The sequence below is a fragment of the Alphaproteobacteria bacterium LSUCC0719 genome (assembly GCA_040839025.1).
GTDB lineage: Bacteria > Pseudomonadota > Alphaproteobacteria > Puniceispirillales > Puniceispirillaceae > UBA8309.
In genome coordinates, this window is the sequence record JBFPJN010000006.1 from 118,351 (window position 1) to 143,397 (window position 25,047).

General features: G+C 61.2%; 23 protein-coding genes. 14 read left to right on the top strand and 9 right to left on the bottom strand.

Annotated elements, in window-relative coordinates; all coding sequences use genetic code 11:
- From AB3X55_11570 to AB3X55_11580, 3 genes are read left to right on the top strand one after another with little or no spacing between them, the layout of a single operon-like run.
- On the top strand, positions 1-1,161 hold the full coding sequence (locus tag AB3X55_11570) for an acyl-CoA dehydrogenase family protein (protein MEX0504225.1): 1,161 nt from the start codon (positions 1-3) through the stop codon (positions 1,159-1,161).
- A gap of 2 nt (positions 1,162-1,163) precedes the next feature.
- On the top strand, positions 1,164-3,197 hold the full coding sequence (locus tag AB3X55_11575) for an acetate--CoA ligase family protein (protein MEX0504226.1): 2,034 nt from the start codon (positions 1,164-1,166) through the stop codon (positions 3,195-3,197).
- Positions 3,198-3,209: 12 nt separating this feature from the next.
- Positions 3,210-4,007, top strand: a complete 798-nt coding sequence (locus tag AB3X55_11580; GenBank protein MEX0504227.1) for a carnitinyl-CoA dehydratase — start codon at positions 3,210-3,212, stop codon at positions 4,005-4,007.
- 21 nt (positions 4,008-4,028) lie between these two features.
- On the opposite strand, the gene AB3X55_11585 is transcribed toward AB3X55_11580, so the two are convergent.
- Both AB3X55_11585 and AB3X55_11590 read right to left on the bottom strand, forming a co-directional pair.
- Positions 4,029-5,024 carry an Ldh family oxidoreductase gene (locus AB3X55_11585; GenBank protein ID MEX0504228.1) on the bottom strand — a complete coding sequence of 332 codons (996 nt, stop codon included), beginning with the start codon at positions 5,022-5,024 and terminating at the stop codon, positions 4,029-4,031.
- 12 nt (positions 5,025-5,036) lie between these two features.
- Entirely contained in the window at positions 5,037-5,780 is a 744-nt protein-coding gene (locus AB3X55_11590) for a class II aldolase/adducin family protein (GenBank protein MEX0504229.1), read from the bottom strand.
- 161 nt (positions 5,781-5,941) lie between these two features.
- Between AB3X55_11590 and betB the strand changes: the two genes are divergently transcribed.
- The 3 genes from betB to asnB are packed head-to-tail and all read left to right on the top strand — an operon-like array spanning position 5,942 to position 10,247.
- The gene (betB, locus tag AB3X55_11595; protein ID MEX0504230.1) at positions 5,942-7,372 is read left to right on the top strand and encodes a betaine-aldehyde dehydrogenase; all 1,431 of its coding nucleotides are present in this window, start codon (positions 5,942-5,944) and stop codon (positions 7,370-7,372) included.
- An 11-nt stretch (positions 7,373-7,383) separates the two neighbouring features.
- Positions 7,384-8,451, top strand: a complete 1,068-nt coding sequence (locus AB3X55_11600; GenBank protein MEX0504231.1) for a glycosyltransferase — start codon at positions 7,384-7,386, stop codon at positions 8,449-8,451.
- Positions 8,451-10,247, top strand: a complete 1,797-nt coding sequence (gene asnB / locus AB3X55_11605) for an asparagine synthase (glutamine-hydrolyzing) (protein ID MEX0504232.1) — start codon at positions 8,451-8,453, stop codon at positions 10,245-10,247. The genes AB3X55_11600 and asnB overlap by 1 nt, the downstream gene beginning before the upstream one ends.
- Here asnB and AB3X55_11610 read toward each other — a convergent pair.
- Positions 10,244-10,711, bottom strand: a complete 468-nt coding sequence (locus AB3X55_11610; protein MEX0504233.1) for an Lrp/AsnC family transcriptional regulator — start codon at positions 10,709-10,711, stop codon at positions 10,244-10,246. The two genes, asnB and AB3X55_11610, sit on opposite strands and share 4 nt — an antisense overlap.
- Positions 10,712-11,013: 302 nt before the next feature.
- On the opposite strand from AB3X55_11610, the gene AB3X55_11615 reads away from it, so the two are divergent.
- Complete coding sequence (locus tag AB3X55_11615) at positions 11,014-11,943, top strand: class I SAM-dependent methyltransferase (protein ID MEX0504234.1); 930 nt, start codon at positions 11,014-11,016, stop codon at positions 11,941-11,943.
- A gap of 11 nt (positions 11,944-11,954) precedes the next feature.
- Here AB3X55_11615 and AB3X55_11620 read toward each other — a convergent pair whose 3' ends face one another.
- Positions 11,955-12,761, bottom strand: a complete 807-nt coding sequence (locus AB3X55_11620; GenBank protein MEX0504235.1) for a TrmH family RNA methyltransferase — start codon at positions 12,759-12,761, stop codon at positions 11,955-11,957.
- 141 nt (positions 12,762-12,902) lie between these two features.
- On the opposite strand from AB3X55_11620, the gene AB3X55_11625 reads away from it, so the two are divergent.
- Positions 12,903-13,892, top strand: a complete 990-nt coding sequence (locus tag AB3X55_11625) for a GlxA family transcriptional regulator (protein MEX0504236.1) — start codon at positions 12,903-12,905, stop codon at positions 13,890-13,892.
- A gap of 44 nt (positions 13,893-13,936) precedes the next feature.
- Here the strand turns inward: AB3X55_11625 and AB3X55_11630 are convergent, their stop codons facing one another.
- The 3 genes from AB3X55_11630 to AB3X55_11640 are packed head-to-tail and all read right to left on the bottom strand — an operon-like array spanning position 13,937 to position 18,123.
- Positions 13,937-14,341, bottom strand: coding sequence for a SufE family protein (locus tag AB3X55_11630; protein ID MEX0504237.1), 405 nt, complete (start codon positions 14,339-14,341; stop codon positions 13,937-13,939).
- Between the two features lie 33 nt (positions 14,342-14,374).
- Positions 14,375-16,534, bottom strand: coding sequence for a methylmalonyl-CoA mutase (gene scpA / locus AB3X55_11635; protein ID MEX0504238.1), 2,160 nt, complete (start codon positions 16,532-16,534; stop codon positions 14,375-14,377).
- Positions 16,534-18,123: a methylmalonyl-CoA mutase family protein gene (locus tag AB3X55_11640; GenBank protein MEX0504239.1), complete on the bottom strand. Its 1,590-nt coding sequence runs from the start codon at positions 18,121-18,123 to the stop codon at positions 16,534-16,536. The genes scpA and AB3X55_11640 overlap by 1 nt, the downstream gene beginning before the upstream one ends.
- A 77-nt stretch (positions 18,124-18,200) precedes the next feature.
- Here AB3X55_11640 and AB3X55_11645 point away from each other — a divergent pair, with 77 nt between their 5' ends.
- A complete protein-coding gene (locus AB3X55_11645; GenBank protein MEX0504240.1) occupies positions 18,201-19,715 on the top strand; it encodes an ArnT family glycosyltransferase in 1,515 nt (504 codons plus the stop codon).
- Here the strand turns inward: AB3X55_11645 and mntR are convergent.
- Entirely contained in the window at positions 19,712-20,176 is a 465-nt protein-coding gene (gene mntR / locus AB3X55_11650) for a manganese-binding transcriptional regulator MntR (GenBank protein MEX0504241.1), read from the bottom strand. The genes AB3X55_11645 and mntR overlap by 4 nt on opposite strands.
- A gap of 234 nt (positions 20,177-20,410) precedes the next feature.
- Between mntR and AB3X55_11655 the strand changes: the two genes are divergently transcribed.
- The 5 genes from AB3X55_11655 to AB3X55_11675 all read left to right on the top strand — a co-directional run bounded on the left by AB3X55_11655 (position 20,411) and on the right by AB3X55_11675 (position 24,026).
- Positions 20,411-20,656: a DUF1244 domain-containing protein gene (locus AB3X55_11655; protein MEX0504242.1), complete on the top strand. Its 246-nt coding sequence runs from the start codon at positions 20,411-20,413 to the stop codon at positions 20,654-20,656.
- 88 nt (positions 20,657-20,744) lie between these two features.
- Positions 20,745-20,996: a DUF2312 domain-containing protein gene (locus AB3X55_11660; GenBank protein MEX0504243.1), complete on the top strand. Its 252-nt coding sequence runs from the start codon at positions 20,745-20,747 to the stop codon at positions 20,994-20,996.
- A 14-nt stretch (positions 20,997-21,010) separates the two neighbouring features.
- The gene (gene pyrF, locus AB3X55_11665; GenBank protein MEX0504244.1) at positions 21,011-21,913 is read left to right on the top strand and encodes an orotidine-5'-phosphate decarboxylase; all 903 of its coding nucleotides are present in this window, start codon (positions 21,011-21,013) and stop codon (positions 21,911-21,913) included.
- Positions 21,914-22,131: 218 nt separating this feature from the next.
- Positions 22,132-22,632 (top strand): cold-shock protein, encoded by a 501-nt coding sequence (locus AB3X55_11670; protein MEX0504245.1) that lies wholly within the window; start codon positions 22,132-22,134, stop codon positions 22,630-22,632.
- A 170-nt stretch (positions 22,633-22,802) separates the two neighbouring features.
- The gene (locus AB3X55_11675; protein ID MEX0504246.1) at positions 22,803-24,026 is read left to right on the top strand and encodes an MFS transporter; all 1,224 of its coding nucleotides are present in this window, start codon (positions 22,803-22,805) and stop codon (positions 24,024-24,026) included.
- Between the two features lie 16 nt (positions 24,027-24,042).
- Here AB3X55_11675 and trxB read toward each other — a convergent pair whose 3' ends face one another.
- Positions 24,043-24,981 (bottom strand): thioredoxin-disulfide reductase, encoded by a 939-nt coding sequence (gene trxB / locus AB3X55_11680; GenBank protein MEX0504247.1) that lies wholly within the window; start codon positions 24,979-24,981, stop codon positions 24,043-24,045.
- Positions 24,982-25,047 lie beyond the last annotated feature (66 nt).

A 25,047-nucleotide genomic window follows, 5' to 3' on the forward strand; every position in this document is an offset into this window, starting at 1 on the left:
ATGCAGTTCGGACTGACCGAAGAGCAGGAGCTGATCGTCTCGACCGTGCGAAGCTTTGTCGAGACGGAGATCTATCCCCTGGAGAATGAGGTCGAGTCGCTTGGCCATGTACCTGTCGAGATGGGCAACGCCATTCGGGACAAGGTCCGTGAGATGGGATTCTACGCCGCCAATTTCCCGGAATCGGTCGGAGGCGGCGGCCTGAACAATCTGGAATTCGCGCTTCTGGAACGCGAACTCGGGCGCGGCTCGATGGCACTGACGCATTTCTTCGGCCGGCCGCAGAACATTCTGATGGCGTGCGAGGGCGACCAGATCGAACGCTATCTGATGCCGGCGGTGCGGGGCGAGAAGATGGACGCGCTGGCGATGACGGAACCGGATGCCGGGTCGGATGTGCGCGGCATGAACACAACCGCCCGCCGCGATGGTGGCGACTGGGTGCTGAATGGCACCAAGCATTTCATCTCCGGCGGCGATCACGCGGACTTCTTCATCGTCTTCGTTGCCACGGGGGTTGATGACACGCCGCACGGGCCAAAAAAGCGGATCACCTGTTTCCTCGTCGATCGCGGGCATCCTGGATTCGAGGTGCTTGCGGGATACAAATCGGTCTCGCATGCCGGTTATCACAATGTGATCCTGAAATTCGAGGAATGCCGGCTTGCCGATGATCAGGTGCTTGGCGACGTCGATGGCGGGTTCGAGGTGATGAACACCTGGCTTTACGCCACCCGTATCACCGTCGCGACCATGTGTGTCGGACGTGCCCGCCGGGCCTTTGACTATGCGGTGAACTATGCTGTCGAGCGTAAACAGTTCGGCAAGCAGATCGGCAAGTTCCAGGGTGTCGGCTTCAAGCTTGCCGACATGGTGACCGAAATCGATGCTGCCGACTGGCTGACCCTGTCGGCGGCGTGGCGGCTTGATCAGGGGCTGCCAGCAAACCGCGAGATTGCCTCGGCAAAACTATATGCCTCGGAGATGCTTGCCCGCGTCACGGATGAGGCAATCCAGGTCTATGGCGGCATGGGGTTGATGGATGATCTGCCGCTGGCGCGGTTCTGGCGCGATGCGCGGGTGGAACGGATCTGGGACGGCACGTCGGAAATCCAGCGCCATATCATCAGCCGCGAGCTTCTGCGTCCGCTTGGGGGCTAGCCATGCGCGACCTGTCACGCCTGTTCAGACCCCGGTCCATTGCCGTCCTTGGCGGCTGGTGGGCAGAAAATGTGATCACGCAATGTCTGAAATCCGGGTTTGACGGTGATATCTGGCCAGTCCACCCGACGCGCGACACGATTGCCGGCATTCCCTGTTTGCGGCAGCTTGATGATCTTCCCGCCGCGCCGGACGCCGCCTTTCTGGGGATCAACCGCAATGCCGTCATCGAGGTCACCCGAAGCCTGGCCGGTATGGGATGCGGCGGGGCGGTCTGCTTTGCCTCGGGATTTGCCGAGACCGGTGACGACGCGTTGCAGCAGGCGCTCGTCTCGGCAGCCGGTGAGATGCCGTTGCTGGGACCAAACTGCTACGGTGTCCTGAACTATCTTGATGGTGCCATGCTGTGGCCGGACCAGCATGGGGGACGGACAGTCGATCGCGGCGTCGCCATTATCAGCCAGTCATCAAATATCGCGATCAATATCAGCATGCAGGCGCGCGGTCTGCCAATTGCCTATGTCGCATGTGTCGGCAATCAGGCCCAGACAAGCCTGACCGACATGGCACGAAGCCTGCTGGCCGATGACAGGGTCACGGCAGCAGGTCTCTATATCGAGGGAATCATCGACCCGGTGGATTTCGCCGCGATGGCTGATGAAGCCGCCGCACTGGGCAAATCCATTATTGCGATAAAGGCCGGCAAGACAGCCGCTTCACAGACAGCTGCCACCTCGCACACCGCGGCGCTGGCCGGCGACGCCGCCGCCTCGTCGGCCTTTCTTGCGCGATGCGGGGTGATCGAGGCGGATGCGCCGGAAGATATGCTGGAGGTGCTGAAGCTTGTTCACCTTTTTGGCAGACTTCCCGGACGGCGGGTAACGGCCATGTGCTGTTCCGGAGGCGAAGCCGGGCTGATGGCCGATCTTGCCGCCGGTCACGACCTTGAATGGCCCGCCATTCCGCCGCAGAACCTTGACCGACTTGCCGATATTCTGGGACCGCTGGTGGCGTTGGCAAACCCGCTTGATTATCACACCTTCATATGGGGTGATGAAGACAAGATGACGGATGCCTTTGCGGCGATGATGGGCGACTGGATCGACCTGTCGGTTCTGGTGATCGACTTTCCGCGCGGCGACAGATGCAGCGACGAGGCATGGCATCCGGCGGTGGAGGCAATCCGGCGGGCCGGTGCGATGACCGGCACCAATGTGGCCTGTCTTGGCAGCCTTGCCGAGGGTATTTCCGACAGCTGGGCCACATATATGATGGATCAGGGAATTGTGCCGCTGAACGGCTTTGCCCATGGTCTGCGCGCGATCGAGCTGGCAGCAACGCCTGCTCCTGTCCCTGATGGTGGCGGTGGCTGGCGTCCGCATGTCAAACGCCCCGCGCCGACGACCCGGCAGCTGATCGACGAGGCGGCGGCGAAAGCATTTCTTGCCGCGGCCGGCATTGCCGTTCCGGCCGGTGGGCGTGCCGGTGGACCAGCCGACATCAGCACCGCCATCGCCGGGCTGACACCACCTTTCGCACTGAAGGGGCTTGGCCAGGCCCATAAGAGCGAGGCCGGGCTGGTGAAGCTTGGCCTGAATGAAGATGATCTGGCCGAAGCCATGCGTGAGATGACGGCGGCCACCGGCTTTCTTGTCGAGGAAATGGCCCCGCCGCCGGTGGCCGAGCTGCTTGTCGGGCTGCGGCGCGATCCGGTCTATGGGATGACGCTGACGCTTGGCATGGGCGGTGTTGCCGCCGATCTTCTTCGTGATGTGCAGACGCTTGTGCTTCCGGTCACTGGCGAGGAAATCCGCGCTGCCCTGTTGCGGCTTCGTCTGGCACCTCTGCTGACAGGATATCGTGGCCGCGAAATGGCCGATCTGGATGCCGCCATCGGGGCTGTTCTGGAGTTGTGCGCGGTCATGACCGGCACTCCGGACTTCGACGAGATCGAGATCAACCCGCTGATGCTGGCGCGCCAGGGTGACGGCGTGCTGGCGGTCGATGCGGTGATATGGAAGACTGACGCCGAATAGGGAGGCTTCACCATGAGCGAAACCACAGACAAGAATGTCATTACCCGCACCGAGGGCCATGTCTTTGAGGTAACTCTCGACAGGCCAAAGGCAAACGCCATCGATCTTGTGACCTCGCAACGCATGGGCAAGGTGTTCCAGTCATTTCGTGATGATCCCGAATTACGGGTCTGCATCGTTCGCACGGCTGGCGAAAAATTTTTCTCCGCCGGATGGGATCTGAAGGCCGCCGCGGCGGGTGATTCGGTGGTTGGCGATTATGGAGTTGGCGGCTTTGCCGGACTGCAGGAGTTGCGCGACCTCAACAAGCCGGTCATCGCGGCGGTCGAGGGGATGTGCGTTGGCGGCGGGTTTGAACTGGCATTGTCATGCGATCTGATCCTCGCCACCGAAGCGTCGAGTTTTGCGTTGCCTGAAATCCGCGCCGGCACCCTCGCCGATGCGGCAACGATCAAATTGCCGAAACGCATTCCCTATCATGTCGCCATGGATTTGCTGTTGACCGGTCGCTGGATGGATTGCGAGGAAGCGCACCGCTGGGGCCTTGTCACCGAAAAGCTGGCTGATGGACCGGCTCTCTATGATCGGGCGTGGGAACTTGCCCGGCTTCTGGCGTCGGGGCCACCACTTGTTTTCGCGGCCATAAAGGAAGTCGCGCGCGAGGCCGAGGCGATGAAATTCCAGGACGCGATGAACCGGGTCACCAAGATGCAGCTTCCGACAGTCGACAGGCTGTATAACTCGGAGGACGGGATGGAAGGGTTCCGCGCCTTTGCCGAAAAGCGCGATCCTGTCTGGAAAGGGCGCTAGACCCGGTCCGGGAATGGCGGATCAGATCAATTCGCGGATTGTCTCGACAAGTGTTGCATTGATCGCGCGCGGCCCGGCATCAAGTCGGTTCCGATGTCGTCTGGCGCCGGGAACACGCACCCCGTCAATGCCGGTCAGCCGGTCCATGAAACCGTCAACATGCGACTCCCACCCTTCGCCGGCGATCAGCGCCGGTGACAGTGCAATCACCATTTCGCCGCCACGCGGCGGTCCCCCATCACCATTGTCGGCTTCCTTTGCTTCATAGCTGAATCTCTCGCCAGTCAGACCAGCTGCCAGCAATTCAACCATCAGCGCAATGGCCGATCCCTTGTAGCCGCCGAAGGGCAACAACACACCCTTGGCAATCGCCGCCGGATCCGTTGTCGCGTTGCCATCGGCATCCAGACCGGTGCCAAGCGGCACTTCGCGCCCATCACGGGCGGCGATCTGCAGGTCGCCCATCGCCATCGAGGCGGTAGCCATGTCGTAGCAGACCGGCGTCTTGCCGGGACGTGGCCAGGCAAAGGAAATCGGGTTGGTGCCAAACAGCTTTTCCGACGCACCAGCCGGCGCCATCATCGGCATATAGGCTGTACAGGCAATGCCGACCAGCCCGCGATCAGCCAGATATTCGGTTTCCGGCCATAGCGCCGCAAAATGGTGAATCCCGGTCAGCGACAATGCGGCCACACCGATCTCCGCCGCCGCCTCGGCAAGAACCGGCAAGGCTGTCATCTGGGCCAGCGGCGCGAAACAGCCATGCCCCTCGCAGTGGATGACCGCAGGTGTCCTGCGCGTGACCGTGGGCCGCGCTTTGCCATCGACCTTGCCGCTTCGAAGGGCCTTTACATACCCCGGAATCCGAAACAACCCGTGCGAGTGCGACCCGTCGCGTTCGGCCCGCATGACGATATCGGCCAGCGCGTCGGCATTTGCCTCATCGCAGCCATTCTTCATCATCGCTTCATGCGCAAGCGCATGGATTTCATCAAGTGTCAGGTTGATCTTGTTCATTCTATCTCGCTCTCAATGCCGGTAATCCGGCTCTTCTTCATCAAGGATTGTCCGGATTGCCTGCATGTGTTTCTGCGGACCACCTTCATAGGTCTCCCACTGCTGCGCCGTTTTTTCAGCAACATCATCGCCGAGAACCGCCAATTCGAGGCCGGATGCCAGCGCCGTCAGATAGGTGCGACACCCGCGCTCGTAATGAAAGGCAAGGTCAAAGGCCACGGCTGGCGACTGCCCAACCGTCATGAAACCGTGATTGCCCATCATCATCATCATCTTGTTGCCAAGCAGCGTCGACAGACGTTCCGCCTCGTCGCCGAGACCCATACCGTCAAACCCGCTGTCAATGGCAACCCGGTTGTGGAACCGCGCTGTCGTCTGATCGACTGCTGGCAGAACCGGCGATTTCACGGCGCTGAGCGCGGTCGCGTAATGCGAATGAAGATGCACGATACAGCGTGCCTGCGGGTTGTTGCGATGCATCGCCCCATGAATGGCCCAGGCGGTGGCATCAATATGCGGGCGCACCGAATCATCAAGCCTGCCGGCATCGACAAGCAGCATGTCGCTTGCCTTGATTTTGGAAAAATGAATGCCATAGGGGTTCATCAGGAACATCTGCCCATCATCCGAGACAGCGTACGAGAAATGGTTCGAAATCCCCTCATGCATGTTCTCGCGCGCTGTCCAGCGGAAAATCGCCGCCAGATCGCATCGCGCCTCATGGATATCGGCGTCATTCATGCCAGCAGATGTCATCGCCATGCTTTGCTCCATGCCGGATTGTTGTCTCTAAAACCTGCCGCAGGCCACCCCGCTTCGCAACGCAAAACTGACCACCTGTCCATGACAGGCGTTTTAGCGGTTGCACCCGGACCGGTGGCGCGGTGAAATGGCGGCACGAGGAACAGGAGCGCAAGATGCAGATCTGCAGATCGCTTGTCGGCGGCAAGCCCGTCGCCGGCACATCACCCACAATCGACAAGATATATCCTGCCACAGGTGAAGTGATCGCCAGGATCGAGCCGGCAGATGAAACAATTCTGGACAGCGCGGTTACCATCGCTGCCGCCGCACAGACCGAATGGGCCGCCCGCAGCGGCCATGAACGTGGCCGCATTCTGGGACGGGCCGCACAGCTTCTTCGCGAGAACAATGACAGACTGGCACAGCTTGAAGTGATGGATGTCGGCAAATGTCTTGCCGAGGCGGTGTCAGCCGATGTGCCAAGTGGCGCCGATGCGATGGAGTTTTTCGGCGCGCTGGCCCAGACAGGTACCGGCGACATGCGCCGCTATCCCGACGCCATCGCCTATTGCGAGCGCGTGCCGCTTGGTGTGTGCGCCGGTATTGGTGCCTGGAACTATCCCGTGCAGATTGCCTGCTGGAAGGCGGCGCCGGCGCTCGCCGCCGGCAATGCCTTCATCCTGAAACCATCCGAAATGACACCGCTGAGCGCACATATGGTGGCAGACCTGCTGGCAGAAGCCGGGCTTCCGGACGGGCTGTTCCAGATCGTGCATGGTGATCATACTGTCGGACGCGCCATCTGCGCCCATCCCGGGATTGCCAAGATATCCCTGACGGGCGGTGTCGATACCGGCAGGCTGATCATGGGCCAGTCAGCCGAGACCCTGAAGAAGGTGACACTGGAACTTGGTGGCAAATCGCCCCTGATTGTCTTTGCCGACGCTGATTTTGATCTTGCCGTGCAGACAGCGCTTGATGCGAATTTCTACACCGCCGGCGAGGTCTGCTCAAACGCCACAAGGGTCTTTGTCGAGGCCAGCATTGCCGCCGATTTCGAGGCCGCGCTGGTCGAACGCGCGCGCGCCATGCGGGTTGGCGATCCAATGGCCGATGATGTGCAAATGGGTGCCCTGATTTCCGAACCGCATCTTCACAAGGTTCTCGACTATGTCAGCGGTGCCACCGCGGAAGGCGCCGTGCTGGCCACCGGTGGCAACCGCATCTACCCGCAGGGATTCGAAAACGGGTATTTTATGGAACCGACCATTCTCAGCGGCTGCCGGGATGACATGCGGCATGTCAGGGAAGAAATCTTCGGGCCGGTGATGTCGGTTCTGACCTTTCAGGATGAGGACGAGGCGGTTGCCCGCGCCAACGCCACCAGCTTTGGCCTTGGTGCCGGGTTGATCACGTGCGACCTGGCGCGGGCCCACCGCGTTGCCGACAGACTGGAAAGCGGCAATGTCTGGGTCAACACCTACAACATCCTGCCACCCGGTCTGCCATTTGGCGGGGTGAAGCAATCCGGCTTTGGCCGCGAGAACAGCACCTATTCGCTGGAAGCCTACAGCGAGATCAAGGCCACCTATATTCAGCTTTAGACGGACACCGCGTGACACCTTCATCTGCAACAATCCGGCCATCTGCAACAATCCGGCGCACCGATTTGCGGCTTTTCCAGACCATGGCCGGGGCACGGCATGGCGGCGCAGAATTGTTTTTTGAACGGCTTGCCATCGCCTTTCATGGCAGCGGCATGACGCAGAGCCTGATGATCAAGGATGATCGCGATCGCATGGCACGGCTTCGGGCGGCGGGGCTTGATGTGACAGGTTGCATGTTCTCGCCACTGCTTGGATGGTTTCACCGCCACAGGATCGCCGCCGCCCTGCGCCGCAACAGACCCGATGTCATTCTCAGCTGGATGAACAGGGCAACAATCATGACACCATCAGGCACGTGCCCGCATGTCGCCAGGCTCGGCGGATTCTATAACCTGAAATATTATCGTGACTGTGACTGGCTTGTCGCAAATACCCGCGATATCGCCGACTATCTGATGGCGCAGGGCGTGCCGAAAGACCGCGTCCATTACCAGATCAATTTCGTTCCCGACGGGCGTGACGGACCTGTCCATCACGGGCCACGCGGCAATGGCCCGGTGATCGCCGCGCTTGGCAGACTGCACGAAAACAAGGCCTTCGATACGTTGATTCGTGCCTTTGCGGCGATGCCGGACGGCATGCTGTGGCTTGCCGGCGAGGGGCCGGAACATGGCGCGCTGGCGGCGCTGGCGGCAGAATGCGGCGTTGCCGAACGGGTTGCGTTCCTTGGCTGGCAGGACGACCCGCAATCGGTGATCCGCGGTGCCGACATATTGGTATGCCCGTCACGGCACGAACCGTTTGGCAATGTCATTGCCGAAGGGCTGGCCTGCGGAAAGCCGGTGATCTCGACACAGACAAATGGCGGCCGCGAATTGATCGAGGATGGCGTCAATGGTCTGCTGGTGCCAGTTGATGACGAGGCCGCGCTGGCGGATGCGCTTGTCACGCTGACACATGATCCGGCGCTGGCGGCACGACTTGCCGAGGGCGGCCGACAATTCTGGCACACCACCCTGTCACCACAGCAGGTAACCGGGGACTGGATCGAGTTTCTGGAAAGGGTGGCAAGCTGATGTGCGGGATTGGCGGCTATTTCCTTCGTTCCGGAGGATCGGCGCCGGCAGACACCCTCGACAGGATCGAGGCGGCGCTGGCGCATCGCGGCCCTGACGGCAGCGGACGGTTCACCGACAGTCACGTTGGATTTGTTCATACGCGGCTTTCGATTGTCGATCTGGCCAAGGGTGCGCAGCCCTTCATCGCGCCGGCCGAGGATGGTGGCAAGGTACTGATCGCGAATGGCGAGATCTACAACCACGCCGCCCTGCGACAGGCGCATTGCAGCGGTTACGACTTCCGCTCCAACTCGGATTGCGAAACCCTGCTGGCGTTATGGGCACGCCAAGGCACCTCCGCATTGCGACAGCTGCGCGGCATGTATGCCGCCGCATTCTACGACCCCGGCACGGCCGAGGGGGTTTTGATCCGCGACCCGTTCGGGATCAAGCCGCTCTATGTCTGCGAGACCGCCAACGGGTTGTTCTTCGCCTCGGAGATTGCCGCGCTTCGTGCGATCGGGCTTGCCGATACCGATCCGGACCGGCTTCACGCCGCCTGCATCATTGACCGCCAGTTCGCCCCGGATGACATCGCCGGCTTCCCCGCAATCAGGCGCGTCGCGCCAGGCGAAATGCTGATCATCCGTAATGGACAGATTGCCGGGACAATTATCGATACACCGCTGGAAGCGGGCAAACCGGATCCGATTGTGGCAACCCTGGACGGGTTCGAGGCACAGCTGCATGACAGTGTCGAGGCGCATCTGATGGCCGATGTACCGGTAGGCCTGTTCTTTTCCGGCGGCGTTGATTCCTCTGCCATTCTTGCGTCACTTGCCGATTTGCGGTCACGCGATGGGCATGCCGAACCGATCCTGACCTATACTGTACGCTTTGATGGCGGTGTTGAGGATGGCACCGAACTGGCGGCGTCTCTTGCCACCGCCGAGGGCGCGCAATTTGTCGATGTGCCCTATGGCAAGACCGATTTTATAGCGGATCTCGGCAAGGCGGCGCTGGCCTGTGATGACGCGGTGGCGGATTATGCCATTCTGCCAACGCTGCATCTGGCGCGGCGGGCGGCCCGGGACGTCAAGGTCGTGCTGTCCGGTGAAGGCGGTGACGAATTCTTTGCCGGCTATGGCCGCTATCGGGCCGGGTTGCGGCCGTTTGGTGCGAAATTTCCGACCCGCGCCGGCCCGGCATTGCGGACAGGGCTGTTCGACAGGGATGTCGCGCGGCGGCTGGCCAGGCGCTATGAGCTTGCCGGTGCCACCATGCCAGGGTTCCTGCCCCGGCTTGCCGACCGGCCGGCTGCCCTTGCCGCGCTGCAACGCCACGATATTCACGACTGGCTGCCAAATGACCTGCTGATCAAGCTTGACCGCTGTCTGATGCGCCATGGGCTGGAAGGGCGCACACCCTTTATCGACCGGAGGCTGTCCACCTACGGGTTCCACCTGCCGCTGGCGGCAAAGATCGGGCCGGGCGGCGGCAAGCATCTTGTCAAATCATGGCTTGAAAGAAGACTTCCAGCCTGCATGCCCTTTGCCAGAAAACGTGGCTTTACGGTGCCTGTTGGCGGGTGGATTGCAGAGGAATCGCGCGCGCTCGCACCGCTGGTGGCAGCACAGGACGGTGTGGCCGGGCTGATCGGGCCCGACCGGGCGCGGGCGGTCATCGAATCGGCTGACGGGCGCAACGGGTTGCTGGCTTGGCGGTTGCTGTTCTATGCGGTATGGCACCAGATCCATTGCCGGGGCGTCAGCGCCGAACAGCCGGTTGCCGATATCCTGGCCACGCGCGGCTAGGGTTTTGGATCGGTGGCAATGGGCAATGCGGTGGTGAATTTAATCTCTTCCATGGCAAAGGATGAGCTTACATCGGTCAGCTGAACGCGACTGATCAGGGTCCGGTAAAACGCATCATAGGCGGCCATGTCGGCCACAACGACGCGAAGCAGGTAATCCACCTCGCCACTCATGCGATAGAATTCGACCACTTCCGGCATTTCCGAAATCATTGATGCAAAGGATTCCAGCCAGTCGGCATTATGCTGGTCGGTGCGAAGTGCCACAAAGACCGACATGCCGACACCGACCTTTGTCGGGTCGAGAAGCGCCACACGCTTGCGGATTACGCCGACTTCTTCGAGCCGCTGGATCCGTCTCCAGCAGGGTGTGACCGACAGGCCGACCTTGCGGGCAATTTCAGCGACTGGTTGCGCCGCATTATCCTGCAGATGAACAAGAATTTTTCTGTCGGTTGCGTCCATGGTGGCCATGGGGACGTCCTTTCCTGTATCCGGGCTTTCTTCTATCCGGGTTTGGGATCCGGTGCCTGAAATTGGTTCCGGGATTCCGGCCATCACGCCAGATACCCGGCCACACCGGATATAAGATAAAAGTCACCATAATCCAGAAATTTTGAAAATATATTTTATGAATTTCGCCTTGCGGCGCTCCAGGGGCCAATTTTTCGCGCGTTTCGGCTTTTTCCTCTCTGCGATCCGATGGGGTTGATTTTGCCGGGCGCAGGCGTCATGGTCCGCCAATCAATGACAAGGTGATCCCCGACATGGCCGTCACGACAACCCCGCACCCCCAGCTTCTGGCCGTTGATGACTGGCAGGACTATGCCCTTCTTGATAGCGGCAACGGACAAAAGCTGGAACGATTTGGCAGCTTTACCTTTGTCCGGCCAGAGCCGCAGGCAATGTGGGCACCGCGTCTCGCCGAAGCACACTGGCAGAAAGCCGATGGCCGGTTTGTGGCCAGTCAGGGCCGAAATGATGACGATGATGAGGCCGGGGGATGGACGCTGTCGCCGACACTGCCGGCGCAGTGGCAGGTCAGTTATGACGGGCTGGCGTTCCTCGCCAGACCAACCCCCTTTCGACATCTTGGCTTCTTCCCTGAACAGGCCCCGCACTGGAACTGGTGCGCCGGCCTGATTGACAGCTTTATTGCCACGCATGGGCGGGCACCGCGGATCCTGAACCTGTTTGCCTATTCAGGCATTGCCAGCCTTCATGCGGCGCGCGCCGGAGCCGAGGTGGCGCATGTCGACGCCAGCCGCAAGGCCATTGCGCAGGCCTTTGAAAATCGCGATGCAGCCGGACTTGAGGGCGCGCCGGTCCGGTTTATCACCGAGGATGCCGGACGGTTTGTTGAGCGTGAAATCCGGCGGGGGCGCACCTATGACGGCATTCTTCTTGATCCGCCCAAATATGGGCGCGGCCCGAAGGGTGAGCGCTGGCATATCGAAACCGACCTTGTGCCGCTTCTGCAGGGCTGCCGCACATTGCTTTCCGACACGCCTTTGTTTCTGCTGCTGACCATCTATGCCATCCGCGCCTCGTCACAGGCGGCGCATTATGCGCTTGCCGATCTGATGACAGACTTTCCGGGACAGGTTTCATCGGGCGAACTGGTCAGCATTGAAGCCGGCACCAACCCGCGTGTTGTCAGCCAGGCCAATTTCGCCCGCTGGACATCGCTCGCGTAACGCCTCGTCGTTCAGGATTTTCGAAGCACTTCATAAAGCGCCAACCCACTGGCAACCGCAAGGTTCAGGGAATCGGACCGGCCCAGCATCGGCATTCTCACAAGCTGGCTGCAGGACGCCATCAGCGACCCCGTCAGGCCGGCCTGCTCATTTCCCATCAGCAGGATCAGCGGGCCGCTGTAATCCGCCTCACGGTAATCAACACTTGCCGGCAGGGCCGTACCGACAACCCGTCCCGGCCAGCCGGTGGCAAGGGTCAGGAATTCCGTTTCCGACATATGTGCCAGCGCGACATTGAACACTGCCCCCATCGAGGCACGAACCGCCTCGACCGAATAGGGGTCCGTGCAATCACCGATCAGGATCACACCCTTTGCCCCGGTCGCGTCAGCCGTGCGCATGATGGTGCCCAGATTGCCCGGATCACGCACCCGATCAAGCGCGATCCAGCACCGGTTGGCATCCGGCGCAATCTCATCGGCGGCAAGCCAGCGTTGTTCAAAGGCGCCAAGCACCATCTGCGGATTGTCCTTGCGGCTGACCCGCGCCAGCAGCGTTTCGGTAACCGGCAGCGCCCGCCCGCCGTCGCGCGACAACGCCAGGAGCAACGCACCAAGCTGGTCGTCATGGGCACGTGCCGCCAGATAGGCAAGCCTGTGCATGCGCCACCCCAGCGCAACAGCTTCGGTACAGATCCGCATGCCTTCAGCCAGAAACCAGCCTGTCTGGCGACGGAATTTGCGCTCGTGAAGCGATCGAAGCCGCTTTACTTCGGCGTTCCCGGCACTGGTAATGATGTCAGATGAAGCATCGGTCATGCTGGTTGTCCTAGCAAAATCCATCCCAAGGCCCAAATTTTTTGTTTCAATTCCGACTTTTTTCGTCGTACAAAAATCTAGAGAAAAAATCGGGTCACAGGCTGTATGCGTCTCTGGCTCTGCTTGCGGGGGTCATCTGCGATGAGCGTGCAGACCATCAAGTCACTGCTGCAGCATGACAGTAACACGTCGCCGCAAAAAATCGGGTTCCTTCTTCTCAACGACTTTTCAATGCTGGCCTTTGCCTCGGCGATCGAACCGCTTCGGGCCGCCAACAGGCAGAGCAACCGTGATCTGTATGCCTGGGTCATTGCCAGTCCGACCGGCAACGCGGCCGTGGCAAGCAACGGTGTCGAGGTGACAACGGACGGTGATGCCGCCGTGCTTCAGGATTGCAGAATGGTCTTTGTCTGCGCCGGGCTGAATGTGCGCGAAAACACCGATCGCAATGTGTTGAATCTGGTGCGCCGACTGGACCGCAACGGTGCCATCATGGGGGCGATCTGCACCGGCACCTATGTGATGGCGGCTGCCGGACTGCTTGACGACCGCCGCTGCACAATCCATTGGGAAAACATCGACGGCCTTGCCGAGGAGTTTCCCGAGCTGGACATCACCAATGACCTGTTCGAAGTTGATGGCACCCGCGTTACCTGCTCTGGCGGCACAGCATCACTCGACATGATGCTGAACCTGATCGCGCAGTCGCATGGCGCGACGCTTGCTGCCGAAGTGTCGGACCAGTTCATCCACGATCGAATCCGCGAACCCACCGACAGACAGCGGATGGAACTGCGGTCGCGGCTTGGCGTCAGTCACCCGAAATTGCTGGCCGTGGTGAAAACGATGGAAGACAATCTGGAGGAGCCGCTGGCGCAGACGGATATTGCCAGGATGACCAATCTGTCGACACGGCAGCTTGAACGGCTGTTCCGCAAATATCTCAATACGACGCCAACCCGCTATTATCTGAATCTGCGGCTGGCCAGGGCCCGCCACCTGTTGCGGCAGACGTCCATGTCGATATTGTCGGTGGCACTTGCCTGTGGGTTTGTATCAGCGTCGCATTTCTCGAAATGCTATCGCGAATGCTATGGCCGCACCCCGCGGGCGGAACGCGCACCTGCCTGACCTGGCTGCGACCGGCGACGACGGCAATCGACCATGACAGGGCCTCAGTCAGCTGCCGCCTTGATGGCCGTCAGCATGCTGGCAAGACCGGTCTTGCGGGTCGGTGACAGATGCGAATCCAGACCGATCTGTGACAGGAACACCGCCTCGGTATCGCGGATTTCATCCGGTGTCCGCCCCGAATAGACACGCAGAAGCAGGGCAATCAGCCCCTGAACAATGGCCGCGTCGGATCCGGCATGAAAGGTGATTTCGCCATTGGCAGTCTCGGCCGCAAAATGCACCACCGACTGACAGCCACGAAGCCGATATTCATCCGTCTTGTATTGTGCCGGCAGCGGTGGCACACGGCGCCCAAGATCGATCAGCAGCTGGTAACGGTCTTCCCAGTCATCCAGAAATTCGAATTCATCAACGATCTCGTTGGCAGCGTCTTCGGCGCGGTTCATGTGGTGACTCCTGATGGCGGTCGGTGCCTGATGTCAGGCACTTGCCGCGATATTGCGACGGCGCGCCAAAAGATCAAGAAGGCGGCTTGCCGCATCGGTCGATTTCGTGCCGGGCGGAAACACCGCCGCAGCACCGGCCTTTGTCAGCGCCGGCACATCGCCTGGCGGAATGACGCCGCCAACAACAAGTTCGATATGGCGCCCCTTGCCCGCATCAAGCCGGCGGCGCAGGCTTGGCACCTGGCTGAGATGGGCCGCGGCAAGGGTGGAGATTCCAACCGCATCCACATCATGTTCGATCGCCATTTCATAGACATCGTCCGGGCTGGCGAACAGCGGTCCGATGGTGACCTCAAAACCAAGATCGGCAAAGGCCGACGCAATCACCTTCTGGCCACGGTCGTGACCATCCTGGCCAAGCTTGGCGACCAGCAGGCGCGGTGCGCGACCAGCCGCGGCACGAAAGGCCGCAACCCGATCACGAAGAATCTCCAGATCGGCATCGGCTGCCATACGGGCTTTCCAGACACCCCGTACGCCCTTGATCTCGGCCTTGTGGCGTCCCCAGACACGGCTCAGCGCATCCGAAATCTCACCGACCGTGGCACGATTGCGGGCCGCCTCGATGGCAAGTGGCATCAGATTGTCAGATCCCTGCGCCGCCGCCGACAGGGCATCAAGCGCCGCCGTCACCCGGGCCTGGTCGCGGCCGGCTCGCACCGCCGACAGGCGGTCGAGCTGCTGCGCGCGCACCTGGCTGTTGTCGATACGGCGCACCTGCACCTCTTCACCATCACCGGCTGTTGGGGTCGGCTGAAAGCTGTTGACGCCGATGATCCGCCGACGACCGGAATCGATTTCCGCCTGCGACGCGGTGGCGACCTCCTCGATCCGCATCTTCGGGATTCCGGCCTCGATGGCAGCCGCCATGCCACCAAGCGATTCCACCTCGGCGATATGTTCTCTGGCGCGGGCCACCAGCCCCTGGGTCAGTCTTTCGAGATGCCACGAGCCGCCAAACGGGTCGATGACATGCGCCATATTGCCTTCGGTCTGAAGATGAAGCTGTGTATTGCGGGCGATCCGCGCCGAATAGTCGGTTGGCAGTCCAAGCGCCTCATCAAGCGAATTTGTGTGAAGCGACTGTGTGTGTCCGGCCACCGCAGCGCTGGCCTCGATACAGGTACGGGCGACATTGTTGAAAACATCCTGCGCCGCCAGCGACCATCCCGAAGTCTGGCAATGGGTCCGAAGCATCAGCGATTTCGGATCCCTGGGGGCGAAATGCGTCTGCATCAACTCGGCCCATAGCAACCGCGCGGCACGAAGCTTGGCAATCTCCATGAAGTAATGCATGCCATTGGCAAAGAAAAAGGACAGCCGCGGCGCAAACGCATCGACATCAAGTCCGGCGGCGACCCCGGCCCGGACATATTCCAGCCCGTCGGCGAGCGTGTAGGCAAGTTCCAGATCGTTCGACGCGCCAGCCTCCTGCATGTGATAGCCGGAGACCGAGATGAAGTTGAATTTCGGCATGGCTTCTGCGCAATAGCCAAAAATATCCGACACGATCCGCATCGAGGGCGACGGGGGATAGATGTAGGTATTGCGAACCATGAATTCCTTCAGAACATCGTTCTGAATGGTGCCCGCCAGCGCCTCTGCTGCGACGCCCTGTTCTTCGGCAGCGACGATGAACATCGCCAATACCGGCATCACCGCACCGTTCATTGTCATCGAGACGGACATCCGGTCCAGCGGAATATCGCGAAACAACAGCGCCATATCGGCAATGGAATCAATCGCGACCCCCGCCATACCGACATCATCGGCAACCAGCGGATTGTCTGAATCATAGCCCCGATGGGTCGGCAGGTCGAATGCCACAGACAGCCCCATCTGCCCGGCGGCAAGATTGCTCTTGTAGAAGGCGTTCGATTCCTCGGCAGTCGAAAACCCGGCATATTGGCGGATCGTCCAGGGGCGGCTGGCATACATCGTGGCATAGGGGCCCCGCATGAAGGGCGCAATACCGGGAAGCCCCGCAACGGCGGCGGCCTGTGCAACCGGATCGGGCGTGGCCAGCGGCGGAATATCGATACCTTCGTCGGTTGGCACCGGCGCCGGCAGATCAGGCAGCGGCAGATCGCGCGGTGCTGGCAATGGCAGTGATCTGAAATCCGGATATCGCATCATTCAGCACCCCGCGCACCGGCAAGCATGGCCAGCAAAGCCAGCCTGTCGTCTGCCCGCAGCAGATCCTCACCCTTGATGAAGCGGGCCGCCGGCAAACCGGCAGGCGGCGCGTCGACACCGCAGCCAATCACCCAATCGGGGCGCGCCGCATCAATGCCGGCGTCTCCTTGTGGCAGGGTCACGGCATCAAGCCCGGCGATGGCAAGATGACGGCGGATGGCGTCCTCCCCGGCGGCCTCTGCGCCACGCAGAATCAGCAGCCGAGGCGTGTTTTGGCTGGCGGCACGCCGGATATCCTCGACCAGGGCGGCCGGGCGTCTGACATCGGCAAATGCTGGCAGCACCGCCGAGACCATTTCGCTTCGCGGTTGCAGCGTCACGCCAAGAATTCTGGTGTCTCCCTTGCGAAGACTCGATTCACGCGCTGTTGCAGCATTGTCAGCCCATTCATCTATCAGCCCGGATTTGCGTGCCGCAGCCAGCCCGCCAGCCTGTTCAATCTGTTGGAAGCAACGCCACCCTGCGGCAGCAAGCCCGGCAGTGCGCGATTCGATGAACGGCGCGCCGGCTGCCGGATCGAGACTGGCCTGAAGATGCGATTCCGCCATCATCATCACCTGTGCGAGCCGCGCGATACGGCGCGCACCCGCACTTTCACCGGTCAGCACATCATGCCCGAACCCCGCCATCGCATCGGCCCCGCCAATTGCCCCGCCGAGAAGCGCCGTTGTCATCCGCAGCATATTCACTTCCGCATCAAGTACAGACATCATCCGCAATGATGCCTGACCACGGATGGGAAGCGGCATCGGGTCAATGCCGCAGCCCGCAAGCAGCCCGTCCCAAAGCCGCCGCATCGCACGGCAGACGACAATGCCGGCAAACATGTCAGCCGGCAGGGCGAGACGCGCCGCGATCCTCGCCGCCATCCGGGCCATGTCCCGGCCAGCCGCATCAGCATCGCGAAGCACCGCCGCACAGCCGGCCGTCACCAGTCCGATTTCCTGGGCCGCGCTCACCCCTTTGTTGTGCGCTGTCCAGCCATCACTCAGAATCAGCCGATGCGGTGCGGGTGAATCGGCATCAAGTTCCATCGCCGCGGCAAACCCGTCCACCGGGTCGAGGCCAAGGTCGATCCGGGTGCGTGCCGCCCCGTCACCGGCAAGTGCCAGCAGACGCCGATAATGCAGGGGCGTTGCCGCCGCGCCATCAAGGCTCAGCCCCACCGCCGGCAGGACCACACCGTCCAGCTGGACCTCCAATGCCCTGGCATCACCTGTTGTCAGGGCAAGGCCGGTCGCGCCGCTTGCCAGCGATTCAAGAATTTCGGCGTTATCCATATCCGGCGTGACGGTCTGGATGACCTGCCACCCTTCGGCAAGACGGGTCTGCGGGGCCGCCGGAAGGTAAAATGGAGATGCTGTCGCCTGATCCGGAACCTGATACAGGGCATGAATGACAAGGCCGTCCTCGTCACGGCGATCCAGGCTGTCTGGCGTCGCGCCTTTGAGAATCCGCTCGACCTTCGCCGTCCAGTGCGCGATATCGGCCGGCTCAAAATCCACTTTGGTGCTGGAGATGTGCATCGGTTTCTTTCTCAAGCTTGCCGGGCTATAGTCCCGGCAGAAAGCCGCCAGGTGAAACGCAGCTCCGAGGATAGCCAATGCCGGCGGTCAACGCCACATCTGATTGTGCCGAAACGGGGCGCTGGACCCGGCCAGACCGGCTGGTTTTCGGCCTTCTTGTGGCGGCAGCGGTACTGCGCAGCATCGGTATTGTCCTCAGCCCGCTGGAGCTTGGCGTCGATGAAGCTCAATACTGGCTGTGGAGCAACGAATTCGCCTTTGGCTATTATACAAAGCCCCCCCTGACCAGCTGGATCATCGGTATCTCGCACCAGCTGTTTGGCCATCATGTCTGGGCTGTCAGGCTGCCGGCGCCCTGGCTGCATCTTCTGACAGCCCTGATTCTGTGGCGGGCGGCCTTCTGGTCGGGCGGCCCCGCGGCAGGGCGCATGGCGGCGCTGTTGTGGACCTGCCTGCCGGCGGTGGCGCTTGGCAGTTTCGTCATTTCGACCGATACCCCGCTGTTGCTGTTCTGGTCGCTTGGCATGATGGCGCTGATCGGGGGCGTGACAGGCCGCCTTGGAATGAACCGCGCCATGACGTTTGCCGGCGGTGCCTTTGGGGTCGCGCTTCTTGGCAAATATGCCGCCATCTACGGCCTGATCGGGGTGGTGCTGTTCTGGGGGGTGGACCGGCTTTGTGGCAAGCGGACCATCTCGCCGTCAGCACTGCTGATCTTCGCCGTCTCGATGGGCATTGCCGCCAGCCCGAATCTGCTGTGGAACCTTGTGAATGATTTCACCACCGTCAGACATCTTGGTGACAACGCCAATCTGGACCGCCAGAGTCATGATCCGCTGAACAGTCTGCTCTTTCTTGGTGCGCAGTTCGCCACTGCCGGCCCGCTGGTCTTTGCGTTGATGCTGGGCATCGTCACAGCTGGACGGGATCAGATGACGCGGCTGCTTCTGTGCCTGTCATTGCCCGTGATCATCATTATCATGATCCAGGCCTATCTCAGCGAGGCCAACGCAAACTGGGCGCTGGCAGCGATGCCGGCCCTGGTGGTGTGGCTGGCGGGATGGTTGGCGGGATGGCTGGCGGGAGGGGGCGATGATGGTGTGGCGCTGACACGAAGACGCCTTGGCATCGCCGCGCTGGCCATCAATGCGGCCCTGTCTTTCACCATTCTGGCGGTAACGCTGGCCGGTTCGCTCGGCCCGCTGACACCTGATTCCGACCCGCTGCGCCGACAGCGGGGATGGCACCAGCTGGCCGCCGACAGCGCCGCCGCGCTGGCCCGTCATGACGCGACCACATTGATTGCCGACAGGCGCGCCTCGGCCGCATTGCTGAGCTGGCATTTCCACGGCACCGGCATTGATGTGCTGGTACATGATCGGGACGGCGTGCCAAGCAATCATTTCGAGCAGAATCTGGCCTGGACCAGGCAACCGGGCCGACGGTTGATCAGCCTTGGCGACAACAGCGTTCCACCGGCGATCGAGAATATCATCTGGGTGACGTCACCGCCGGCGCTGATCTCGGCCGCCGCGATCAGCCGCAACAGGACGCGGCGCCTGTATCTGCATCAGGGTGTCGAGTCAGACTAGATCCGACCCTGCTCGGTAATTCTGGCAAACACCGCCAAGGTTTCCTCGCTGACATGATGCTCGACCCCCTCGGCATCCTCTTCTGCAATATCAAGAGGCACGCCGATGGTGACCAGAAAATCGCGCACAATCCGATGTCGTTCCCGACTGGCCTCGGCAAGCGCCCTGCCAGCTTCGGTCAGAAAGATCGACCGATAGGGGCGTGTCTCGACAAGATCCTCGCGCTGCAGACGCCGGATGATGGCATTCACAGTCGGGCTGGTCACCCCGAAACGGGCCGCCAGATCAACCGTGCGCGCCTCGCCCGTTTCAGCGATCAGATCGGAAATCATCTCGACATAGTCCTCGGCCACTTCAGACTGATGGGCCCGCCTGATGCGATCGAATCGTGCCGCGCTGTTTGCGACCTCCGGCGTGGTCTTGGCCGGCGTGGTCTTGGGCGTGGTCTTGCTGTCTGACATGATAGGCCTCGGCAGTTTCACTGTTTATAAAGAGGTTAAACAAATTTAGCCATACCGAAATTTTTTGGATTTTTTATATTTTTACCAATTCCGGCGATCGAAACCCCCGGCAGAACGCCGCCTTTGACCTGCCGCAAGGCGGTTGCCTATGCAGCATGACTTGGATAAAGTCCGACCCATTCAGAGCGCCGGCCCACAGGCCACGGTGCCAGCTTTGCGACCGATGGAGTTTCCATGGATCAATCAACGCAGACCGAACTGGAGGCCGCCGCGTTCCGGCGCCTTGTCGCGCATCTTCAGGAACGTACCGACGTTCAGAATATCGACATGATGAATCTGGCGGGGTTCTGCCGGAACTGTCTGTCGCGCTGGTACCGTGAAGCGGCGGGGGAACACGGGCTGGACATCGATGACAAGGCGGCACGCGCCACCGTCTATGGTATGGATTACGCCGAGTGGAAGGCGAAATACCAGACTTAAGCGACGGCCGAGCAGCGGGAAAAATACGAAGCCATTCACAATCACGGCGACAAGTGACGCCGTACGGACTCCACGGGGATAACATATCATGGCACTCATCGCAGGCACCGGCGCCGGCGCCGACCAGCTGACACAATATATCGAGCGGATCGAGCGCCTCGAGGAAGAAAAGCGCGCCCTGATGGCCGACATTCGTGATGTCTATGCCGAAGCAAAGGCAACAGGCTTTGACCCGAAAATCATGCGCCAGCTTGTCAAGATGCGGGCCATGGACCGGGATCTGCTGCAGGAACAGGACGAATTGCTGCAGACCTACCGCGCCGCGGTTGGCCTCGTCTGACGGCGGCACAGCGCATGACGGTGGATCATTTCGGCTGCAGACTCACCGACGCCATCCGCAGTACGGGAACCCCGCTCTGTATGGGGATCGATCCCCATCTGTCGATGATGCCAAAGCTGTTTGGCGATGTCAGCACGACCGCAAGCCCGGCGACAATCCGCGCCATTGAAGATTTCTCGATGGCCTGTCTGGAGATGGCCAGAGGCCGGGTTGCCGCCATCAAGCCGCAAGCTGCCTTCTTCGAGGCCCAGGGCCCCGACGGCATGCATGTGCTGGCCAGACTTGGACGCGCCGCGATTGACGCCGGCGTTCTGGTCATCATGGACGCCAAGCGCAATGATATCGGCAGCACCAACGCTGCCTATGCCGATGCCTGGATTGGCCATGATGCGGCCTTCCCCAGCGACGCCTTGACGGTCAATGCCTATCTTGGACTGGATACGCTGGACCCGCTTCTGGCGCGTGCCGACCGGCAGGGGGCCGGTCTGTTCGTGCTGACCCGCACCAGCAACCCTGGCGCCGGTGATCTTCAGGACCTCAATGTCGACGGCGCGCCGCTGTTCCATCATCTGGCAGCAGGGCTTGCACCACTGGCGGCAGCGCGGGTGGGCGAAGCCGGGCTGTCTTCGCTTGGCATCGTTGCCGGCGCCACCTGGCCGGAAGAAGCCCGCGCCCTGCGCCAGATCCTGCCAAACGCGCCTTTCCTTGTGCCGGGGTTCGGTGCCCAGGGTGCCGGCGCTGCCCAGGCGCTTGCCGGACTGACCGGCGGCCCGCAAGGGCCGGAAGGCGGGCTTGTGAACAGCACGCGGGGATTGATATTCCCAGCCGGCGCTGCTGATGCCGGATCTATCGGCGACTGGCAGGCCGCCATTGGCGAGGCCATCGAGGCCAGCCGAGCCGCGCTTGGCAACGCCTGACAGTTTCAGGACTCTTTCCTCATCTTCACATGCGCGTTACCGGGGATTTTCATCCTTCGGTGCGGGTCTTAACGCACCGCATCCTTGTGTTTCGGTGTGGAGGCAAATTTTGTGGTGCCTGTCACGCCCGGTGTGATGCCCTCTGGTCTGCAGTGACTGTCGGGAGGGGGCGAGGCGATTACCGGTGTCGTGCGCAAGGCTGCCCAGGAAAGACGACTATGACAAAGGATGTGGCAACCCGCGATACGTCGCAGGATATCGAAACCGGCCAGGGGCAATTGGTCTGGTACAATGAACGCAAAGGGTATGGATTCGTCAGGATCGGCGAGGAAGAGATATTCCTTCACCGTTCGACCCTTGACCGGTTTGGACTGGTCCGCCTGCTGACGGGCGATCAGATCACCGTGTCGTTGAGCACCAACGAGCATGGCAAGGTGATCAAGGATCTGCTGTCGGTCGAACGGCCGGTGACCCCGACCCCGCCGGTGGCGTCGGAGCCGGAGGAAGGCGAGGTGCGTGCCGTCGTCAAATTCTTCAATGACCTTCGTGGCTATGGCTTTGTGACCACCGACACCTCTGATGAGGATGTGTTTGTTCACTCGCGCGTTCTGAATGATTGTGGATTCCATTCGCTGATCCAGGGTCAGAAGCTGCTGGTCAAGGTCGATTCCTCCAGCCGCGGACTGCAGGTGAATTCAGTCCGGCTATTGAGTGAGTGAGTAAGTGAGTGAGCGAGCCTGTCTGACGGATCTGTCGGCATGACAGCCGGACACCGCAAGGGCCCGACAAGAAAGCATTTCGCTTTCACGCAGGACGCGACTAGAGTCACATAACGGCGCGCGGTGCGGCCTTGTGCCCGCACGGCAACGAACCACGGCAGCGTCCCATCATGACATCACATTCCTCAGGCGGCACAAGGCCGGATATCTGGCTACGGGTACTCATTGCCAGCGCCGCGCTTGTGACCATCACCTTTGGCATCAGACAGGTATTCGGACTGTTTGTCGTGCCGCTTTCGAACACGCTTGGCAGCGGCGTTCAGCTGGTGGCGCTTGCGATTGCGGTGCAGAACCTTGTCTGGGGGTTTTCCTCGCCATTATTCGGTGCCCTTGCCGACCGGATCGGTGCCTGGAAAGTGGCCATCCTCGGCGCGGCCATCTACACAGCCGGCCTGCTGGCAAGCGCCCTGCTTGTCACCCCGACCGGGCTGTTCCTCGGCCAGGCGCTGATCGGTCTGGGGCTCGGCAGTGCCGGCATTTCCATCGCCATTGGCGCGGTCGGCCGGGTGGTGCCGCCGGCGCGGCGCTCGCTGGCCTTTGGGCTTGTGACCAGCTTCGGTTCCTTTGGCCAGTTCGCGCTGCTGCCGGTGACACAGATGCTGATGAGCGAACATGGCTGGCAGACGGCGCTGCTGTTGCTGTCCTTCCTGACCGCGGCGGGAATGGCGGTGGCATTCGGCATTCGCGGCGCACCAGCCGCCAGGACAACCGATATTGTCGAACTGACAACCGGCGAGGCGCTTCGCGCGGCGGTGGCAAGCCGGGACTATCTGCTGCTGACAGCCGGATTCTTTGTCTGCGGATTGCAGCTGGTATTCACCACCACACATCTTCCGGTGTTTCTTGGCGACCGCGGCGTGCCACCCCACATTGCCAGCTGGGCGCTGGCGCTGATCGGGCTGTTCAACATTGTCGGGGCGTTCATCTGCGGCTGGCTTGGCGGAAAAGTCTCGAAGCGAAAGACGCTTGCCACGGTGTATCTGCTTCGCGGTGCCATTATATGCGGATTTCTGTTGCTGCCCGTTACGCCGGCATCAGCACTTGTGTTCGGCGCCGCGATGGGGCTGCTGTGGCTTGGCACAATTCCACTGACAAGTGGGCTTATCGTCGTATTTTTCGGTCCCAGGCATCTCAGCATGCTGTACGGGATTGCCTTTGCCTCCCATCAGGTGGGCTCGTTCTTCGGCTCGTGGCTGGGCGGCGTGGTCTACGACATCACAGGGGCTTACGATGTGATGTGGTGGCTGAATATCGGGGCGGCGCTGTTTGCCTTTGCCGTCAACTGGATCATCCGGGAACAGGCCGTCAGCGACAGGCCCGCGATGGCAACCTGAACCCCGACATCCCCAATCAGGCCTGTTCGCCAAGCCACCTTTCAGCGTCAAGCGCGGCCATACATCCCATGCCGGCAGCCGTCACCGCCTGACGGTAGATCTTGTCGACACAGTCGCCGGCGGCGAACACCCCGTCAACAGAGGTGCGGGTGCCGCCTGTTTCGGCAAGAATGTAGCCTTCATCATCAAGGTCAAGCACACCGCGGAAAGCCGCCGTTGCCGGGTCATGTCCGATGGCCACAAACATGCCCTGAACGGCGATATCGAGATCGTCCTCGCCCGTCGTTGACGCCAGACGCAACCCGGTCACACCGCTGTCATCGCCAAGCACCTCGGCAACGGTGCGGTTCCATTGCACCGTGATCCTGTCGTGACGCAGCAGACGGTCCTGCATGATCTGCTCGGCGCGGAGCGAATCACGACGATGAATCAAGGTGACCGACTTGCAGATATTGGCCAGATACAGCGCTTCCTCGACAGCCGTGTTGCCGCCGCCGATGACAGCAACATCGCGTTCCTTGTAGAAAAACCCGTCGCAGGTGGCACAGGCCGAGACACCCCGACCGTTGAATGTCTGCTCTGATTCCAGTCCGAGCCATTTTGCCTGTGCCCCGGTGGCCACAATCACCGCATCGGCAGTGATCTCGTCACCTGAATCAAGCGTCATCCGAAAGGGACGGCCGGAGGCGTCAAGCGAGGTCACAATGTCATAGACAACCCGCGCGCCAACATTCTCGGCCTGCTGCTGCATCTCGGTCATCAGCCACGGCCCCTGGATGACATCGGCAAATCCGGGATAATTCTCGACATCCGTGGTAATCGTCATCTGACCACCAGGCTGCAGACCGGCAAGAATCACCGGCGACATGTTGGCGCGCGCCGTATAGATGGCGGCGGTCAGCCCAGCTGCGCCGGCCCCGATGATGACAACTTTTTCATGCGTTGACTGTGGCATTGATACCTGCTTTCGGCCCCTCGACCAGATCTGGAGATACGAGACAGGCACTCATCCTGCCTCGGT

Excerpts from the sequence above, each read along its gene's own strand:
- asnB (MEX0504232.1), top strand. The coding sequence starts at position 8,451 with ATGTGCGGGATTGGCGGCTATTTCCTTCGTTCCGGAGGATCGGCGCCG.
- AB3X55_11580 (MEX0504227.1), top strand. The coding sequence starts at position 3,210 with ATGAGCGAAACCACAGACAAGAATGTCATTACCCGCACCGAGGGCCAT.
- AB3X55_11630 (MEX0504237.1), bottom strand. The coding sequence starts at position 14,341 with ATGAACCGCGCCGAAGACGCTGCCAACGAGATCGTTGATGAATTCGAA.
- AB3X55_11645 (MEX0504240.1), top strand. The coding sequence starts at position 18,201 with ATGCCGGCGGTCAACGCCACATCTGATTGTGCCGAAACGGGGCGCTGG.
- AB3X55_11620 (MEX0504235.1), bottom strand. The coding sequence starts at position 12,761 with ATGACCGATGCTTCATCTGACATCATTACCAGTGCCGGGAACGCCGAA.
- AB3X55_11640 (MEX0504239.1), bottom strand. The coding sequence starts at position 18,123 with ATGCACATCTCCAGCACCAAAGTGGATTTTGAGCCGGCCGATATCGCG.
- AB3X55_11570 (MEX0504225.1), top strand. The coding sequence starts at position 1 with ATGCAGTTCGGACTGACCGAAGAGCAGGAGCTGATCGTCTCGACCGTG.
- AB3X55_11615 (MEX0504234.1), top strand. The coding sequence starts at position 11,014 with ATGGCCGTCACGACAACCCCGCACCCCCAGCTTCTGGCCGTTGATGAC.
- pyrF (MEX0504244.1), top strand. The coding sequence starts at position 21,011 with ATGACGGTGGATCATTTCGGCTGCAGACTCACCGACGCCATCCGCAGT.
- AB3X55_11625 (MEX0504236.1), top strand. The coding sequence starts at position 12,903 with ATGAGCGTGCAGACCATCAAGTCACTGCTGCAGCATGACAGTAACACG.
- AB3X55_11675 (MEX0504246.1), top strand. The coding sequence starts at position 22,803 with ATGACATCACATTCCTCAGGCGGCACAAGGCCGGATATCTGGCTACGG.
- AB3X55_11670 (MEX0504245.1), top strand. The coding sequence starts at position 22,132 with ATGACAAAGGATGTGGCAACCCGCGATACGTCGCAGGATATCGAAACC.
- AB3X55_11575 (MEX0504226.1), top strand. The coding sequence starts at position 1,164 with ATGCGCGACCTGTCACGCCTGTTCAGACCCCGGTCCATTGCCGTCCTT.
- AB3X55_11610 (MEX0504233.1), bottom strand. The coding sequence starts at position 10,711 with ATGGACGCAACCGACAGAAAAATTCTTGTTCATCTGCAGGATAATGCG.
- AB3X55_11585 (MEX0504228.1), bottom strand. The coding sequence starts at position 5,024 with ATGAACAAGATCAACCTGACACTTGATGAAATCCATGCGCTTGCGCAT.
- scpA (MEX0504238.1), bottom strand. The coding sequence starts at position 16,534 with ATGCGATATCCGGATTTCAGATCACTGCCATTGCCAGCACCGCGCGAT.
- trxB (MEX0504247.1), bottom strand. The coding sequence starts at position 24,981 with ATGCCACAGTCAACGCATGAAAAAGTTGTCATCATCGGGGCCGGCGCA.
- betB (MEX0504230.1), top strand. The coding sequence starts at position 5,942 with ATGCAGATCTGCAGATCGCTTGTCGGCGGCAAGCCCGTCGCCGGCACA.
- AB3X55_11655 (MEX0504242.1), top strand. The coding sequence starts at position 20,411 with ATGGATCAATCAACGCAGACCGAACTGGAGGCCGCCGCGTTCCGGCGC.
- AB3X55_11660 (MEX0504243.1), top strand. The coding sequence starts at position 20,745 with ATGGCACTCATCGCAGGCACCGGCGCCGGCGCCGACCAGCTGACACAA.
- AB3X55_11590 (MEX0504229.1), bottom strand. The coding sequence starts at position 5,780 with ATGACATCTGCTGGCATGAATGACGCCGATATCCATGAGGCGCGATGC.
- mntR (MEX0504241.1), bottom strand. The coding sequence starts at position 20,176 with ATGTCAGACAGCAAGACCACGCCCAAGACCACGCCGGCCAAGACCACG.